15 protein-coding genes and 1 pseudogene are annotated in these 16,760 nt (G+C 62.8%); 6 read left to right on the forward strand and 10 right to left on the reverse strand.

Going from position 1 to position 16,760, the window contains the following annotated elements; genetic code table 11:
* The 4 genes and pseudogenes from AC07VG_RS24965 to AC07VG_RS24980 form a co-directional block, all read left to right on the forward strand.
* A partial coding sequence (locus tag AC07VG_RS24965; protein ID WP_495022057.1) for a transketolase-like TK C-terminal-containing protein occupies nt 1-438 on the forward strand: 438 nt, incomplete at its 5' end.
* Nucleotides 435-2,147: a glucose-6-phosphate isomerase gene (gene pgi, locus AC07VG_RS24970; RefSeq protein ID WP_495001789.1), complete on the forward strand. Its 1,713-nt coding sequence runs from the start codon at nt 435-437 to the stop codon at nt 2,145-2,147. The genes AC07VG_RS24965 and pgi, both read left to right, overlap by 4 nt.
* 91 nt (nt 2,148-2,238) lie before the next feature.
* Nucleotides 2,239-3,012: pseudogene (locus AC07VG_RS24975) on the forward strand (MCP four helix bundle domain-containing protein); the annotation flags it as partial.
* Between the two features lie 126 nt (nt 3,013-3,138).
* On the forward strand, nt 3,139-3,867 hold the full coding sequence (locus tag AC07VG_RS24980; protein ID WP_495001934.1) for a methyl-accepting chemotaxis protein: 729 nt from the start codon (nt 3,139-3,141) through the stop codon (nt 3,865-3,867).
* A 42-nt stretch (nt 3,868-3,909) separates the two neighbouring features.
* On the opposite strand, the gene scpA is transcribed toward AC07VG_RS24980, so the two are convergent.
* The 10 genes from scpA to AC07VG_RS25030 all read right to left on the reverse strand — a co-directional run bounded on the left by scpA (nt 3,910) and on the right by AC07VG_RS25030 (nt 13,904).
* Nucleotides 3,910-6,006, reverse strand: a complete 2,097-nt coding sequence (gene scpA / locus AC07VG_RS24985) for a methylmalonyl-CoA mutase (protein WP_495022058.1) — start codon at nt 6,004-6,006, stop codon at nt 3,910-3,912.
* Entirely contained in the window at nt 6,003-6,866 is an 864-nt protein-coding gene (locus AC07VG_RS24990; RefSeq protein WP_495022059.1) for a Pnap_2097 family protein, read from the reverse strand. Before AC07VG_RS24990 ends, scpA begins: the two co-directional genes overlap by 4 nt.
* A gap of 90 nt (nt 6,867-6,956) precedes the next feature.
* Nucleotides 6,957-8,186: an MSMEG_0569 family flavin-dependent oxidoreductase gene (locus tag AC07VG_RS24995; RefSeq protein ID WP_495022060.1), complete on the reverse strand. Its 1,230-nt coding sequence runs from the start codon at nt 8,184-8,186 to the stop codon at nt 6,957-6,959.
* A 32-nt stretch (nt 8,187-8,218) separates the two neighbouring features.
* Nucleotides 8,219-8,545, reverse strand: coding sequence for an MSMEG_0570 family nitrogen starvation response protein (locus AC07VG_RS25000; protein ID WP_495001793.1), 327 nt, complete (start codon nt 8,543-8,545; stop codon nt 8,219-8,221).
* A gap of 1 nt (nt 8,546) precedes the next feature.
* Entirely contained in the window at nt 8,547-9,575 is a 1,029-nt protein-coding gene (locus AC07VG_RS25005) for a sll0787 family AIR synthase-like protein (protein WP_495022061.1), read from the reverse strand.
* The gene (locus AC07VG_RS25010; protein ID WP_495001795.1) at nt 9,568-10,128 is read right to left on the reverse strand and encodes an MSMEG_0567/Sll0786 family nitrogen starvation N-acetyltransferase; all 561 of its coding nucleotides are present in this window, start codon (nt 10,126-10,128) and stop codon (nt 9,568-9,570) included. The genes AC07VG_RS25005 and AC07VG_RS25010 overlap by 8 nt, the downstream gene beginning before the upstream one ends.
* A gap of 14 nt (nt 10,129-10,142) precedes the next feature.
* Nucleotides 10,143-11,243, reverse strand: a complete 1,101-nt coding sequence (locus AC07VG_RS25015; protein WP_495001796.1) for an MSMEG_0568 family radical SAM protein — start codon at nt 11,241-11,243, stop codon at nt 10,143-10,145.
* Nucleotides 11,236-12,192: a Nit6803 family nitrilase gene (locus AC07VG_RS25020; RefSeq protein ID WP_495001797.1), complete on the reverse strand. Its 957-nt coding sequence runs from the start codon at nt 12,190-12,192 to the stop codon at nt 11,236-11,238. The genes AC07VG_RS25015 and AC07VG_RS25020 overlap by 8 nt, the downstream gene beginning before the upstream one ends.
* Nucleotides 12,193-12,304: 112 nt before the next feature.
* The gene (locus tag AC07VG_RS25025; RefSeq protein ID WP_495001798.1) at nt 12,305-12,787 is read right to left on the reverse strand and encodes an MSMEG_0572/Sll0783 family nitrogen starvation response protein; all 483 of its coding nucleotides are present in this window, start codon (nt 12,785-12,787) and stop codon (nt 12,305-12,307) included.
* A gap of 271 nt (nt 12,788-13,058) precedes the next feature.
* Nucleotides 13,059-13,904: a helix-turn-helix domain-containing protein gene (locus AC07VG_RS25030; protein WP_495001799.1), complete on the reverse strand. Its 846-nt coding sequence runs from the start codon at nt 13,902-13,904 to the stop codon at nt 13,059-13,061.
* 169 nt (nt 13,905-14,073) lie between these two features.
* Between AC07VG_RS25030 and AC07VG_RS25035 the strand changes: the two genes are divergently transcribed.
* Both AC07VG_RS25035 and AC07VG_RS25040 read left to right on the forward strand, forming a co-directional pair.
* A complete protein-coding gene (locus AC07VG_RS25035) occupies nt 14,074-15,633 on the forward strand; it encodes a sugar ABC transporter ATP-binding protein (protein WP_495022062.1) in 1,560 nt (519 codons plus the stop codon).
* 9 nt (nt 15,634-15,642) lie between these two features.
* Nucleotides 15,643-16,722 (forward strand): ABC transporter permease, encoded by a 1,080-nt coding sequence (locus tag AC07VG_RS25040; protein ID WP_495022063.1) that lies wholly within the window; start codon nt 15,643-15,645, stop codon nt 16,720-16,722.
* Nucleotides 16,723-16,760: the final 38 nt, after the last annotated feature.

The raw sequence follows: 16,760 nt of genomic DNA on the forward strand, positions 1-16,760 counted from the left end.
CAGCAGCGCGATGCGGTGCAGATCGAATGCATCAACCGCGGTGGTTATGTGTTGAAGGATTGCGCGGGCGAGCCTGAACTGATCCTGATTGCTACCGGTTCGGAAGTGGGCCTGGCGGTGCAGGCGTACGACAAGCTGACCGAGCAGGGCCGCAAGGTCCGTGTGGTGTCGATGCCGTGCACGAGCATCTTCGATGCGCAGGATGCGAGCTACAAGCAGGCGGTATTGCCGCTGCAAGTGGGGGCGCGGATCGCCATCGAAGCCGCGCACGCGGACTACTGGTACAAGTACGTGGGCCTGGAAGGTCGTGTGATCGGTATGACCACCTACGGCGAGTCGGCGCCCGCGCCAGCCTTGTACGAACACTTCGGCATTACCCTGCACAACCTGCTTGCAACCGCGCAAGCCCTGCTGGCCAAGCCGCGGGTGGGGGAATGACCGTACAGGCGCCGCAGTCGGCGTCTGACGGACACTGCCCAGCCAAGCACTATCTGCAACCCCTCGATGCGACGGGCCTGGCTTCCTGGCAGGCGCTTGATACGCATCGGCTGGCCATGCAGCGCTTCAACATGCGCGAGGCGTTCCAGGCGGATGCCGGGCGTTTCAACGAGTTTTCCGTTTCCGCTTGTGGGCTGTTCCTGGATTACTCGAAGAACCTGATCACCCGGGAAACCCGAGAGTTGTTGATCCGCCTGGCTCGGGAAAGCGGAGTGGCGCAAGCGATCCAGGCGATGTTCGACGGTGAGCCGGTCAATGCCTCGGAACGCCGCCCGGCACTGCATACGGCCTTGCGCCGACCGGTGGGGGATCGGGTGATGGTCGACGGACATAACCTGATGCGCGATGTCCACGACACCCTGGGGAAAATGACCGATATTGTCGGCCGCATTCACAGCCAGTTATGGCGTGGCTACAGTGACAAGGCGATCACCGATGTGGTCAATATCGGCATCGGCGGCTCTTTCCTGGGGCCGGAGCTGGTGTCCGAGGCGCTCTTGCCCTACAGCCAGCAGTCCGGGGTACGTTGCCACTACCTGGCGAATATCGATGGCAGTGAGTTCCACGAACTGACCGCGCGGCTGAATGCTGAAACCACCTTGTTCATCGTTTCCAGCAAGTCCTTCGCGACCCTGGAAACCTTGAAGAATGCCCAGGCCGCGCGCGCCTGGTACCTGAGCAGCGGTGGCAATGAGCACAAGCTCTACCGGCACTTCATTGCCGTCACCAGCAACAACCAGGCGGCGCTCGATTTCGGCATCCGCGAGAAGAATATCTTCCCCATGTGGGACTGGGTCGGTGGCCGTTATTCGTTATGGTCGGCGATCGGTCTGCCGATCGCCCTGGCCATCGGCATGACCAACTTCAAGGAGTTGCTCTCCGGTGCCCATGCCATGGACGAGCACTTCCTCAACCAACCGTTCGAAAGCAATATGCCGCTGCTGCTGGCGATGCTGGGCATCTGGTATCGCAATTTCTGGGACGCCCAGGCCCATGCCTTCCTGCCCTACGACCATTACCTGCGCAACTTCGTCAAGCACCTGCAGCAGATGGACATGGAGTCCAGCGGCAAGAGCGTGCGCCAGGATGGCTCGCCGCTGTCCTGCGCCACCGGGCCGGTGATCTGGGGCGGTGTCGGTTGCAACGGTCAGCACGCCTATCACCAATTGCTGCACCAGGGCACGACGTTGATCCCGGCGGACTTTATCGTGCCGGTGGTCAGCCACAAGCCGGTCGCCGACCATCATCACTGGCTGTACGCCAACTGCCTGTCGCAGAGCCAGGCGCTGATGCGCGGCAAGAGTCTGAAGGAGGTCGAGGTCGAGTTGCGGGCCAAGGGGCTGTCGAAAGCCAATGTGCAGCGCCTGGCCCCGCACAAGGTGATCCCGGGCAACCGCCCCAGCAACACCCTGGTGATGGAGACCCTCGATCCGCGGCGTCTCGGCGCCTTGATCGCGTTGTATGAGCACAAGGTCTTTGTCCAGGGCGTGGTCTGGGGCATCAACTCTTTCGACCAGTGGGGCGTGGAGTTGGGCAAGGAGCTGGGCACGAGCGTCTACACCAGCCTGACCGGGTTTGATGTGCCTCCCGCCGACGATGGCTCGACGCAGGGCCTGGTTGACTACTTCCGCCGCCGTCATCGCGGCTGAGCCAGACAGCCACCGCGGGCGAACAACAGGTTCAGCTTGTTCGCCCGCGGTGGCCGGCGCTCGTGCCCAATTTATTTGCCTGGAGTGATATATGCTTCTCAGAAAGCTGAATCTTGCGCCGCGTTCGGTTGTCTGCTTCGGGCTTTTTTGCCTGTTGATCGTTGGCATGGGCCTGTTTGCGTTGAGGCAGGCCTCGGCTTTGAATGACGCCGAAGATCTTGTCGAAGGCAGGGTCCTGCCGACAGTCCAGGTACTGGGAGAACTGGATAAAAGCGTTGTCCTGCTCCGTGCCGACAATGCCAGCCTGCGTAATCCGTTGGAAACTGAAGAGGTCAATGCCCATGGCCTGGAGGAGATTACCGCGCTGCGTGCCAGTACCGGGGAGAAGATGAAGCGCCTGTCCGGGCTGGTGGTAACGTCGAAAGAGCGGGCACTGTTCGATGCGTTGCAAAGCAGCATCCAGGCCTTCAATGTCATCGAAGACCAGTACCTGGCCTTTATGACGGCGAACGACCTGATCGGCGCCAATCGTTTTACCCAAACGGATGTGCGCCCCGGGGGTGAGCAGGTGTCCGCCGCTATCCAGGCCCTGATCGAGCAGGGGCAACTCAAGGCCAGGGATGCCGGCGAGGCGGCGAACGCCGTCTATCGGCAAACACGGGTCATGGTCAGTGCACTGATCCTGGTGTCATTGATTGCCACGGTGCTGTTGGCCTGGCTGTACACCCGTAGCGTCATGGCACCTCTCGAGCAGTCCCTCGAAATCGCCCGGCGTATTGCCCGCAACGATCTCAGCCAGCCCATTGTGATCAAGGGGGCGGACGAACTGGCGCAACTGCTGGCGGCGCTGGCGACCATGCAGGCCAACCTGCGCGAGACCATTACCCGGATTGGCGGCTCATCGACCCAGTTGGCCGCGACCGCCGAGCAGATGCATGCAGTGACGGAGGCCGCCGCCAGGGGGATGGTCCGCCAGGACAATGAAATCGCAATGGCGGCCACGGCGGTCACCGAGATGAGCGCCGCGGTCGACGAGGTGGCCAGCAACGCGGCGCAAGCCTCGGCGGCGGCGACCACCTCAAGCCTGACGGCTTCGAGTGGGCGCGCTCGCGTCGATGAGACCCTCGGTGCCATTGGCCAGATGGTGTCGAGCGTGCAATCCACTGCCACCGATGTGAAAAGTCTGTCGGTGATGGCCGTGGATATCAGCAAGGTGATGGATGTGATCCGCGCCATTGCCGAGCAGACCAATCTGCTGGCCCTGAACGCGGCGATCGAGGCTGCCCGCGCTGGCGAGGCCGGGCGCGGTTTTGCGGTGGTGGCGGACGAGGTGCGGGCACTGGCCCATCGGACCCAGGTGTCTACCGAGGAAATCGAGACGATGATCCGCGATATCCAGGCCGGGACCGGTAATGCCGTGGCGTCCATGGACCAGACCACCGTGCAGGCGCAAGCCACCTTGCGCCTGGCCGAGGCCGCGGGCCAGGCCTTGAGCGAGATCACCGAGTCGATCCAGCAGATCAACGAGCGCAACCTGCTGATCTCGACGGCGGCGGAGGAGCAGGCGCAGGTCGCCCGGGAGGTGGATCGAAGCCTGATCAGTATTCGCGACCTGTCGACGCAAACGGCGACCGGCTCACACCAGACGTCCATTGTCAGCGGCGAGCTTTCCCGGTTGGCCGTCGGTCTCCAGGGGCTGGTTGAGCGTTTCAGGCTGTAAAGCGCCATGCGTGGCTGCAGATGGGATGACGCCAGCGGTTTGTCATAACGGGATCTCTGGTGTCCTATCCTGAACAGGCTGTTCGAGCAGATGGAGCAACTGATCGAGGATCTCAAGCACATCCTGGTCGGGGCCGAAGCAGGCGGCGACACCCGATGAGCAAAGCCGGTGAATGTCCGCCTCGGGAAGGATTCCGCCGACAACCACCGGGACCTTCAAGTCCAATCCCTTCAACAACGTCATCAGTTGTTGTAGCAGTTCGATATGAGCGCCGGCGAGGCTCGAAATGCCGATTAGATCGATGTTTCCCTGCGTTTGGCATGCCCCAATAAATTCGTCCGGGGTCAGGAACATGGGCAGTATCCGCACTTCGACCCCGGCGTCTGTCAGCGCGGCGGCAATCAGGCGCAGGCCGCGGTCGTGACCATCCTGGCCGAGCTTGCCCAAAATGGCCGTGGGGGGGCGACCATGTCGGCTACTGAACGCCTGCGCGCGCCGGCACAGCCTGTGCCATCGTGGCTCCGCGTGTATTTGTGCGCCATAGCAACCCGGCAGGAATTCGCTCGGCAGCTTGAAGCGCGGCCACACGCGTTCGAGTGCCTGGGTGCATTCGCCCACGGTTGCCCGAGCCCTGATCGCCGCGATGGTCGCGTGCAACAGATTGCCCTGGCCGGTTTGAGCGCAGGCGGTCAATGCATCCAGCGTTTGTTCAACCTGCAGGCTTTGACGGGTGAGTCGTAGCGTATCGAGGCGCTGAACCTGGCGGGTGCGCAGTGCGGCGCTGTCAATGGGGGAGGCGGTTTGCAAGGGTGTCGAAGTGCACAGGAGCGCGCGCCCCTTGACGCGCGGTTGGGCTCCACTGTCGAGTCGGGCTTGTGTGGCGATGGCTTGTGCTTGAATGAGGCGGCTGATCCAGCCTGACTCAATGCCTTTCAGCGCGCCCCCTTCGCGATCGATCCGGGCGACGAGCTGGCGTACTTGTGTCGCCATGTTTGCGGTCAGGGCTTCCATCATGTACGAGCCCGCCCAGGGATCGATGACATCGCATAACCCGGTTTCCTGCTGAAGAATGTGTTGTGTATCGCGGGCAAGCCGGGCCGAGCTTTCACTGGGCAAGGCCAGCGCTTCGTCCCAGGCGTTGGTGTGCAACGATTGGGTACCGCCGAACACCGCCGCCATTGCTTGAACAGTGGTGCGGGCAACGTTGTTCAGCGGGGTCTGGACGCTCAGTGACCAGCCCGAGGTTTGACAGTGCATTCTCAGCGCCTGGGCTTTTTCACCCTCGACCCCTAAATCCCTGACCATTTCGCACCACAGCAGCCGTGCGGCGCGCAGCTTGGCAATTTCGCTGAAAAAATCGCTGCCGACCCCGAAGAAGAAACTCATTCGTGTGCAAAAGGTTTCCAGGTCCAGACCGCGTTTCGCTACCGCTTGCGCGTAGGTGCGGGCGTTCACCAGGGTCAACGCCAGTTCTGTTATTGCATCGGCCCCGGCTTCCTGAAAGTGATAGCCGGAGACGGAGATCGGGTTGAACCTTGGCATCGTCTTACTGAGGTATTCGATGACATCGAGACTGATGCGCATCGACGGCTGAGGGCCGAAGATGTAAGTGTTGCGCACCATGAACTCCTTGAGAATGTCGTTCTGGATGGTGCCGTGCAGGTGTTCAGGCGCTACGCCGCTTTCCTCGGCCACCACAATGAATGCGGCCAATATCGGCAGGACGGCACCGTTCATGGTCATGGACACCGACACCTTGTCCAGCTCGATGCCCGCCAGCAACTCATGCATGTCTTCGACGCTGTCGATGGCAACCCCGGCTTTGCCTACGTCGGCGTGACACTGTGGGGCGGTGGAGTCGTAGCCGCGATGGGTGGGCAGGTCGAAAGCCAGCGACAGACCTTGGGCACCCTCCGCCAAGCTTTGGCGCAGGCGTTGATTGCACGCCTGGGCGCCGGCAAACCCGGTGTATTGGCGCAACGTCCAAGGCCTTTCGGTGTACATGCCGGGATAAGGGCCACGTATGAAAGGGGCCCGACCGGGGCGGCCGTCGAGGTGTTCCAGCCCCTCCAGGTCGCTGGCTTGGTAAACTGCTTTCAACTGTAGACCCTGAGGGCGCCAGAGAGGGGGGCGGGTCATGGTCTGCTGCAATCCGAAAGGTAGACTTTCTCGGTGAAGATGTCGGCCAGCTTGTAGTCATCGCCACGCCGATACAGCTCGCACCAGTGCAGGTTCCTGTTGCCCGGTTGGCTGGGATGCAGCTTGATCCGCAGGCTGTCGCCGATGTTCAGATTGCCATGAAAGTGCAGCTCCCTGCGCCGGATATGACCGGGGCGACGCAGTCCCGGAAGCGACCATTCCGCCCGTTCGACCATGGCTTGGAAATTGGCAAAATAAAGGAAGCCCGCGCCGTTGAAATCCACATCCGGGCACGGGCTGAAATCGAATACGTTTGACGGTGCGCATTGTTCGCGATGGATACCATAGTGACTTTGCCACTCTCCGCTGCGCAGCCGTCGATTGTCCGCGTGCAGTTCTTCGAGCCGTGTCGACGGTGGGGCGATTCGGGCATTCGAGCCGGCGAGGCAGGCTTTTTTGACGCTGCGATTGTCTCCGGACGTGTGCCGGCTGACGAAGGTCGAGATCAACGCCAGTCGACCCACCGTGCGCTCGCCGAGCAGGATCTGATGTTCGCTGAAGTGTCGGGCAAGGCCGGCACGGCTCAGGCGGGTATGAATGTGAAAGTGGCGATTTTCCGTGATCTGCTCAAGGGCCATGTCCCAGCTGCGTACGGCGGTAAACGCCGCGTAGGCAATACGCCCACGGTCGTCTCGAAAGTCTGGCAAAGGGCGGTCATGCAGGTTGGCCAATGCCAGCCAGTGTTGATGGCCGCATTCTTTCAGCAGCCAGTTTTCGCAGACCCCGCTAAAGGCCAGATTGGGCATGCTGGCCAGGTAGGTCTGTTCGCGCGAAACATGAAAGAGGGGATTGTCTGGCATGGCGGTCTCGGGTGATTGCCGACCGGGATATCGGTCGGCAATGCTCTGCTCAAGGTAGGATCCGGTGATGCACGGTGCTGGCCGCTTTGATCAGTCGTGCTGTCTCGCGGCCAGGTGCTCCACCAGGTACTGCGCGTCCCGGGCAATCCCCGAGAACCGGCCGGAGCCCCAGGTGTGCAGCCATGGCAGGCCGAGGAAATACAGGCCGGGTCGAGCGGTGACGCCACGGCTGTGACCGGGATAGCTGCGGCCATTGAAAACCGCTACATCGACCCAGCTGAAATCCGGCTGGAAACCGATGCACCAGATGATGCTGGTGATGCCGCTGTCCGCCAGATCCAGTTCGCTTCTTTCGGCTTGCGGGGTCCAGAGCGGGGTATACGCTGTGCCGGCTGGGGCATCGATGGCGTTGTCGGCAATGTATTTGTCGATACTGCTGTTGATGCGGTTGTACACCGCGTCGGCGGCATCCAGGTTGGGCCCCAGGTCGCAGGCGAATTTCAGGATGCTGCCGTCCAGGCTGTTCAGTCGGCCAAACAGTTCCATGCCTTCGCTGGCGAAGCGCCGCAGGTCGATATCGCGCCCGCCGTCACGCCCGGTAACGTAATGGTTGGTGTTGTCGCGTACGCCTTCGCGCAGCGGATGGGTGTCGACGCCGATGTCGTAGTAGCCCATCTGTGCCAGCCAATCGACCACATCCTTGCCGCGATAGAAGCGAGCGCAACGCGGCGCATCGCCGACGGCCAGGAACACCTTGCGACCGGCCAGATGCAGGTCCTCGGCGATCTGCGCCCCGGACTGCCCGGAGCCGACCACCAGCACGGCGCCTGCGGGCAGGGCCTGGGGGCTGCGGTACTGCTCGGAGTGAAGCTGGGTGATTTCGTCGGACAAACGTTCGGCCAGGCGTGGGATGATGGGCGTGTGATAGCCGCCGCTGGCAACGATCACCTGATCGGCCGTGAAGTCACCCTTTGATGTGTTGAGCAGGTAGCCACCCTCGGGGCGTGCGCTCATGCGCTGCACCGCAACCCCTTCCTTGACCGGGGCATTGACCTTGGCGATAAAACCGTCGAGGTAGTCGATGATCTGGGCTTTTTTCATGAAACCGTGAGGATCGTCACCCTCATAGGGATGGCCTGGCAGCGCGCATTGCCAGTTCGGCGTCACCAGGCAAAAGGCGTCCCAGCGCTGGTTGCGCCAGGTGTGCGTCAATGTGTGTTTTTCCAGCACCAGATGATCGATGTCCCGCTCCTGCAGGTAGTAACTGGCGGAAAGTCCGGCCTGGCCGCCGCCGACGACGATTGCTTTGTAGTGAGTCATGTTGAAGTCCTCTGGGGGATGAAGGGGGGCGGTCAGATATCGCCGAAGCCCGAGTAGTGAACCTTGCCGGCGCCCTGGTTGCTGATTTCCAGGACTTCCACCTGGGCGGCGGGATCGGCAAAGGCCCGGGCCCTCAAGCGCAAGCCGCCGAGGCTGTCCATCGCTGCACTGCAATAGAACCCCTTGACCTGCCTGACCCGTTCCGAAGCCGCGTTCAGACCGGTTTCCGCCCGGCGCAGAAACTCGGCCATGACGTAGGCGCGGCCGGCTTCGAGGTGCTCGTAGATGGTGGTCGAGGGTGAATAGGCGTTGCTTTCCTGGCCATCGGGCCAACGCAGGCGAATATTGACGGCGGGCATGTCAGGGTTCCTTTGATACGGCTGAAGGTTGGCGTTCGGGGTAACTGAATCCGGTGAAAGGCTGGGCGGCCAGGTTCCAGAACTCGCGCTGTTCGTTGCCCTGGCTGACCCGCAGTCGGGCGCTGTCATCGACCTCGCCGATACAGGCGCAGTGAATGCCTTCAAAGGCAAAGGCGGCCTCTACGGTGGACAGGTCCTTGCGCTCCAGGGTGAGCAGGAAGCCGTAGCTGGGGAAGGCTTGCAGCCAGCGCTCCAGCGGCGCATCGGTCGGGATGGGCAGGGCGTCCAGGTCGATTTTCGCGCCACAGGTGTTGGGCTCCAGCAGCATCAGCAAGGTGCCGAGAATCCCGGCGTTGCTGATGTCCTTGGCGGCCAGCAGGAGCCCGGCTTCGGCCAGACGCGGGATGACTTCGAGTTTTTCCCGCAGGCGCTCGGCGGGCACATTCTCGAAGGCTTTCCAGTAGGGCGCATGACCGTGCCACTGGCCGTCGAGGTCCACGGCCATGGCAATGACCTGGCCCGGCGCGACATGCAGGGTCGACAACAAACTGCGGGCCCAGCCGCTGATCGCCACCGCCAGTGCTGCGGGGTTGCCCGCTGCCTGGCTGGTGTGACCGCCGGCGAGGATCAGGCCGTAGGCCTGGCAGGCGTCGTGGATGCCGGCCAGTACACTGTCGGCGGCCAGGCTGTCATGGTGCCAATAGGCGTTGACCACGGCGTTGGCGCGGCCGCCCATGGCGGTGATGTCGCTGACATTGGCCATGACCGCCGACCAGCCGGCGAACCACGGCGCCTGTTCGACAAAGGCCGGGATCATGCCCTCGATGGCGAGCAGCTGATACTGATCGCCGCAGCGAATCGCCGCCGTGTCGTCGCCCGGCAATGCATAGCGATCGTCATGGTTGATTGCGTGTGGCGGCAGTGCCCGCGCCGGGCGTTGAATCGCTTGCTTGGCGCGCATCGCCGGGGTGTCACACAGCCTGGCCAGCATGCTTTGCAACGGTGTTTCGAGGCGTTGTGGCTTAGTCATGCCGGCGTACCTTGCGTGTCAACAGCGCGACCTGTCGTGGCATGAACGGATAGCACTGCAGTTGTGCCTGCATCAGGCAGTGCGGCTGGCCGAGCAAGTCCATGGGGTGCAGGGTCTGCCAGTGCAGGCTGTGGAAGTAGCTCTCGTTGGCTTGCTGCACGGTGGCCAGGAAGGTCTGGCAGCCGAGGTCGATGGCCCGCGACACGGCCTCATTGACCAGCGCCTTGCCGATCATGCCGTGACGCCGGTAGGCCTGCTCGACACACAGGCGCCCGCCATACCAGACGCCGGGTGCGCTCTCATAGATGCGCACGGCACCGACCACCTGTTCAGGCATGCCGCAGTGATGGGCCACGGCAACGATGGGGATGGCCTGGAAATCCTTTTCGTCCTTGTCCTGGGCCAGCAGTTGCTGCTCGGTGCTGAACACCGCCCGGCGCAACGCATAATAGTCCTGGCGCTCCCAGGCTTCGGCGGCGGGCTTGACCAGCAGGTCGTCGGCGAGAAAATCACTGAAGGTACTGTCGATCAGGGCAAAGGCATGTTCGGCCATGGCGGGTACTCCGGTTACTCGTGGTGTTTCAGGGCCGAGCAGGCACCGCATTTGGCGCAGCCGGCGTTGATCTGGTCCGAGTGCAGGCCGTGCCTGCGCAGGCTGGCGCCGATGCGCGGATAGAGCCGTTGCATGAAGGCGCTGTCAGGCTTGGGGTGATGGGCCAGGGGCGTGCCGTCGATGGGCACGAATGGCACGACGAAGGGGTACACCCCGAGGCTGGCCAGGCGTTCGCTCATCTGCGCGATGGCATCTTCGCTGTCGCCCAGGCCGGCGAGAATGTAGGTGCTGACCTGGCCGCGGCCGAACACCTGGACGGCAGCCTCGAAGGCGCTGAAATAGCGCGCCAGCGGCACCTCGGCCTTGCCCGGCATGATGCGTTGGCGCACGGTGTCGCTGACCGCTTCCAGGTGCATGCCCAGCGAGACCACGCCGCTGTCCTTGAGGCGCTGGAACCAGGCGTCGTCGTCCGGCGGCTCGCACTGGGCCTGGATCGGCAGGTCGACGACGGCGGTCACGGCCGCCGCCGATTCGCAGAGGATCGCCGCGCCCCGATCGGAGGTTTGCGGGGTGCCGGTGGTCATGACCATATGCTTGACACCATCCAGTTCGACGGCGGCCTTGGCCACTTCAGCCAATTGCGCCGGACGCTTGCGGGCAATGGTCTTGCCCGCGGCGAGGGACTGGCCGATGGCGCAGAACTGGCAGGAAGTGGCGGCTTCGTTCATGCGGATGCAGTGCTGCAGGATCGTGGTCGCCAGCACGTCCTTGCTGTGCAGGGTGGCGATTTTCCAGTAGGGCGTGCCGTCTGCGGTGCTCAGGGCATAGAAGTTCGGCACCCCCGGCAATTGCACCTGGCCCACTTGCCGGCCTTCGCGAAAGATCAGCGCCTGGCTCCCGGCCGCATCGGGGATGGCGGAGTAGGGCGAGTCGAGGGAGGCACGGTTGAGCATCGGCACCATGGCGGTGTGTTCGCCCAGGCTCAGTGCCTTGTGGTCCGACGGCCCGGCGCCGCCTTTGCGCGACAGGCCGTCGGCGCCTTGCCAGCGCACGCCGTGGCATTGCAGTTCGGCCAGCAGGTCACTGCGGGCAGGGGGCGCGCTCAGGTTATTCATGGGCCTGTCCCTCGAAGCTTTCGCGGCGCTCATGCAGGTGCGCGGTAGGGCGCCGGTCAATCAGCAGGCTGAGCAATTCCGGGCGGCTGTAATGCCCCACCGAGTCCATCATCCGCTTGCGTTTATTGATCAGATTGAAATCGAGGTCGGCAATCACCGCGCCTTCGCCACTGCGCAGTGGCTCACCCAGCAGCTTGCCTTCCGGCGAGACGATGGCGCTGAAGCAGCCACCGGAAATCGGCTCCAGGGCGCAGCCGGTGTCGGCCATGATCTGCGCCTGTTGTCCGGCATCCAGCCAGGCCGTGGCATTGACCACGAAGCAGCCGGATTCCAGAGCATGGTGGCGGATGGTGACTTCAATCTGCTCGGCGAAGATCTGCCCGACCAGGGAGCCGGGGAACATCGCCGCGTGGATTTGCTCACCATCGGCCATCAGCGCATAGCGTGCCAGCGGGTTGTAATGCTCCCAGCAGGCCAGTGCGCCGATACGGCCGACGGCGCTGTCGGTGGCGCGCAGGCCCGAGCCATCGCCTTGGCCCCAGACCATGCGCTCATGGTAGGTCGGGGTGATTTTGCGGCGATGCTGAATCAGCGTGCCGTCGGCATCGAACAGCAGCTGGGCATTGTAGAGCGTGCCGCCGTCGCGTTCGTTGATGCCGATGCAGGCGACGATCCCGGCTTCCCGGCAGGCCTCGCCCAGCTGCCGGGTCACAGCGGACGGCACGCTAACGGATTGTTCCAGCAGTTGCAGATGTTCCTTGCCCATCGAGAAAGGCGGTTGGACAAAGGAGAAATAGGGGTAGTAAGGCACCACGGTTTCCGGGAACACGGCGAACTGAACGCCCTCGCGGCCCAGGTCCAGGAGCGTGTTGCAGAGCTTGGCCACCGTGGCTTCACGGGAGTACAGCACGGGGCTGAACTGGACGGCGGCGGCGCGGATAGTAGGCATGTCGGGGATTCCTGTCGGGGGATCGACGCTTGAATGGCGTTGGACGTTGCGATGGCGTTTGAGCTCGCCATCGCCGGCAAACCAGGCTCTTTTTACGAGTCCGGGTGCTGTCTTACGCGGTCCAGGTGTCGATGATCATGGCGCCCTCGCGCCGCATCAGCAGGCGCAGGTCCATCACGTCCAGCGGGTTGATCGGGCGGATGCCTTCGATCAGGGCTTTTTCGGTCTGGCCGTACAGGGCTTGCAGGGCGAAGCGGCAGGCGTAGACCTCACCGCCTTCGGCCATGAAGGCCTTGATCTGGTTGTTCACGGCCAAATGGCCGGGGAAGGCCTCGGCGCCGAGGGTAGGAAAGCCGCGTTGTACACCCAGTTGCACGCCGGGTCCGTAGAGCAGGATCTTGGTTTCGAAGCCTTTGCGCAGCAGGCGCTTGGCCTGCAGCAGGTTGACCAGACCGATGGAGCCTTCGAAGGCGATGGTGTGGAAGGTCATCAGGGCCTTGGCGCCCGGTTCGGCCTTGACGTCTTCGAAGACTTTCTCTTCGTAGTTGACGAGAAAGTCGCCGTCTTGGTAATGGGCAATTTCCACGTTTGGCATGTTGTCGTCTCCGTTAGGGTTGCTGTTCTCGATGGCCGGGAGTGGCGGATCGTTGCAAGGCCTAGAGCGAAGGACGTGCCAGTTTTTCAGGGTGGCTGAGGGTTGTTTTTATCTCTTTGAAAAATATGGGTATTTTATAATTTAGAGAGACTTTTTCGGCGATCTTGGGCAACTGATCGGCTACGTAATTACGTAGTAATACGATTTTTCGTAGCGGGTATGACGAGAGTTCGTATTGGGCCGGGCGTCGCGGCCTGACGCCCAGCCGTGCTCAGGTCTGTTGAATGATCGAGCCGTTGCTGAGGAAGTCGCGGACGTAGGCGCTCGGGGTTTTGCCGGTGAAGGTGGTAAACGCCAGGGTGAAGGCGGCACCGCTGTTGAAACCGACTTCCAGCGCGGTCTGGGTCACCGACATCTGCTTGCGGGTGAGCAATTCGATCGCCCGGGCCATGCGCAACTCCTGCAGGAAGCGGCGCCAGCTCATGCCCAACTCCTCCTGGAAATGTCGGCGCAGGGTTCGGGTCGAGGTGCCGGCGGCATCGGCGGCCAATTCAATGGTCGCGGTATCCAGCCGCGTGCGGGTATAGGCGACGGCACGCTTGATGATCGGCGACTCGCCATAGGGCACCCACATCATTCTCGAGCATTCGAACCAGTCCTTGCAGAGCAGGCCGAGGGTGTTCAGGTAGCCGTTGGCCACGGCATCGTCGGCATTGCGCGTGCGCCCCCAGCGCAAGGCATAGCCGAACATTTCCCGGGCCAGGCTGCTGATCGACGCAGCCCAGCAACCCTCGTGTTGCCAGACGGTATGTTGCGCACTCAGGTGGATGACCACCAGCACGGCATCCGCACTGGTGCAGATCCGGTAGGCCCGATCATGGGGAATGAACACCATATGCGCTGGCAATACCAGCCACTGGCCATGGGGGCCTTCGAGTTTTACCCGGCCACGCTCCACGCACAGAATCTTGTTTTTGCAGTCGCCCCGGGAACCGACCGTCAGTTGTCCCGGCTCGATGCGTTCCACGCATTCGGGAATGACAGCCTCGCAGCGGAACGGGTTGTGTCGGTCATCCTCCGGTTCGATCCAGGCCGATAACTCTGCCGCATCGCCCATCTCATCACTCCCGCCGATTCGTCGCTGTGGGCCGAACTGTGTTTTACCGCTGGCCGATATTCGATGATTGATTGGCCGATTTCAGCCGGTGGCAATTTTTCTGAAGCGGATAATAGCCGAAAACAAAAATAACAGGCCGATAAAACGAAAATCGGCCACGGAGGATGATATGCCCGTTGATCTACATCCTGGAAGTCTCACGCATGATGCGACCCGTCCGGCCATTCTCACGGTTGAAGGGGTCGGGAAAAAATTCAACGGCGTGCCGGCCCTGATGGCCGTGAGTTTTGCTATCGCCCCCGGCGAAATCGTCGCCCTGCTGGGGGAAAACGGTGCCGGAAAATCGACCCTGATCAAGATCCTCGCCGGCGTCCACCTGCCTTCCAGCGGCCGCTTGCTGTTTCGTGGCGAGCCCTTCGATCCCGCGGCCAACCGCAAGCGTATTGCCTTCGTGCACCAGGACCTGGGGCTGGTTGACTGGATGAGCGTGGCGGAGAACATCGCACTCTCGACCTTCTATCCGAGGCAGTCCGGACTTATCCATTGGTCGTCGGTCACCCGCCGGGCCCGTGAGGCGCTGGCGCTGGTGGGGGGCGAGATCGATCCGGAGCGACGGGTCGCTGAATTGAGCCGGGCGGAAAAGTCCCTGGTGGCCATTGCCCGTGGGCTTTCCAGTAACGCCGATGTGCTGGTCCTGGACGAGCCGAGTGCCAGTCTTCCCGAGAATGAGGTGTTGCGGCTCCATGAAGTCCTGAAGGGGCTGCGAGCCCGCGGTGTGGCGATGATTTATGTGTCGCACCGGCTCGACGAAGTCTTTGCCCTGTCGGATCGCATCGTCGTATTGCGCGATGGTCGTAAGGTGGCGGAGCAATTGACCCGGCAAACCCGTCCGGACGAACTGATCCGGCACATCATCGGACGCGAACCCGATGCGGTCTTTATCCGTCCGCAACTGCTCAGCGCCGCACCGACCGTCCTGACCGTCAGGGGATTGGTGACGGAGGAGGCCGGGCCGTTGAGCTTCGACGTTCGCCGTGGCGAGATCCTTGGCCTGGTTGGCTTGCGTGGGGCCGGGCACGACAGCTTGGGCAAGGCACTGTTCGGGGCGGCTCCGATCCTCTGCGGCGAAGTCTTGCTCAATGGCGCCCGGGTGGACCTTTCGACACCCGCCGCCGCCATCGCCAGCGGGGTCTGCCTGGTGGCCGGCGACCGCTACGGGGAATCGATCGCCCCGGGCCTGAGTATCCGGGAAAACCTCTTTCTCAATCCGTTGGCCAGCGGTCGCGGCGGGCTTGCATTGCGCCCGGCAGCCAGTGAAACCCGTGAAGCCCTCGACCTGGGGCGACGCGTGGCCTTGGTGCCGAATGATCCGGCGGCGCCGATTGAAAGCCTGTCCGGCGGCAACCAGCAGAAGGTGGTCATCGCCCGCTGGCTGCGCATTGGCGCCCATGTACTGATGCTCGAGGATCCCACCGCCGGTGTCGACATCGGCGCCAAGGTGGAGATCTACCGCCTGCTCGGGGAGGCGGTCAGGACCGGCATGGCGGTGCTGCTGATCTCCTCGGACTTCGAAGAAACCGCACAGATCTGTCACCGCGCCCTGATCTTCCGCGAGGGCCGGATTGCCCGTGAGTTATCGGTTGCTCAACTGAGCGTCGATGCGCTGCTGCGCTGCGCGTCCCTGGATGCCGTCGATCCTGCTCCCACAACAATAATCCAACCCGAGTGAGGTTCCACCATGCAATCGCTTAAATCCAATGCGCTTGAACCGACCCGGCGGGAGCTGGCCGAGCTCTCGGGCGGCGCGCGCCTGTTGCGCCGGCTACCGGTGTTCGGCCTGCCGATCCTGACCGTGCTGTTGATCGTGTTGTTCTCGGTCCTGCTGCCGGACACCTTTCCGACACTGCTCAACCTGCGCTCGATCGTCGGTGACAAGGCGATTATCGCCATCCTCGCGCTGGCGGCGATGATCCCGATGTCCAGCGGGCGCATCGACCTCACGGTGGGCTACGGCATTGTGCTGTGGCACATCCTGGCAATCAGCCTGCAGACGGTCTATGGGCTCGACTGGATCACGGCCGTCGTCATCGTCCTGCTCCTGGGAGCGCTGCTGGGTCTGTTGAACGGCTTGCTCGTGGAAATTGCCCAGATCGACTCGTTCATCGCCACGCTGGGCACCGGCACCGTCCTGTACGCCATTGCCATGTGGCATACCCAGGGCCGGCAAGTCATTGGCAGCTTGCCGGACTCGTTCACGGCACTGTTCACCCGTCACCTCTGGGGCATGCCGATTGTCGCGGTGTATGTCCTGGTCATCAGCCTGCTGCTGTGGCTCGCGGCCGACTACCTGCCGGTCGGCCGCTACCTGTATGCGATTGGCGCCAACCCCCGGGCGGCCACGCTGAATGGCATTCCCACCCGCCGTTATGTGATCGGCGCGTTCGTCGCGTCCGGCTTATTGACGGCGTTCGCCGGGGTGATCCTGGCCGCCAAGCTGCGCATCGGCCAGGCCAGTGTCGGGCTTGACTTCCTGTTGCCGGCGTTGGTCGGCGCGTTCCTCGGTTCGACCACCCTCAAGCCGGGACGGGTGAATGTCTGGGGCACCGTGGTCGGGGTGGTGATCCTGGCCGTGGGTATCTCCGGTATCCAGCAACTGGGTGGCGAGTTCTATGTCGAGCCGCTGTTCAACGGCATGACGCTGCTGGTGGCCATCGGCATTGCCGGCTACGCCCAGCGCCGGCGTGGCGTAGCGCGTAAACGCCCAGCTGTTCCGGCGCAGACACAGGCCAATCCGGAGGGTAAGCCGGCCCATACCTGACACCCTTTTTTCAGCGATGCACCTCCTCCAAAAACAAC

Source organism: Pseudomonas sp. GW821-FHT03C07 (assembly GCF_059420925.1).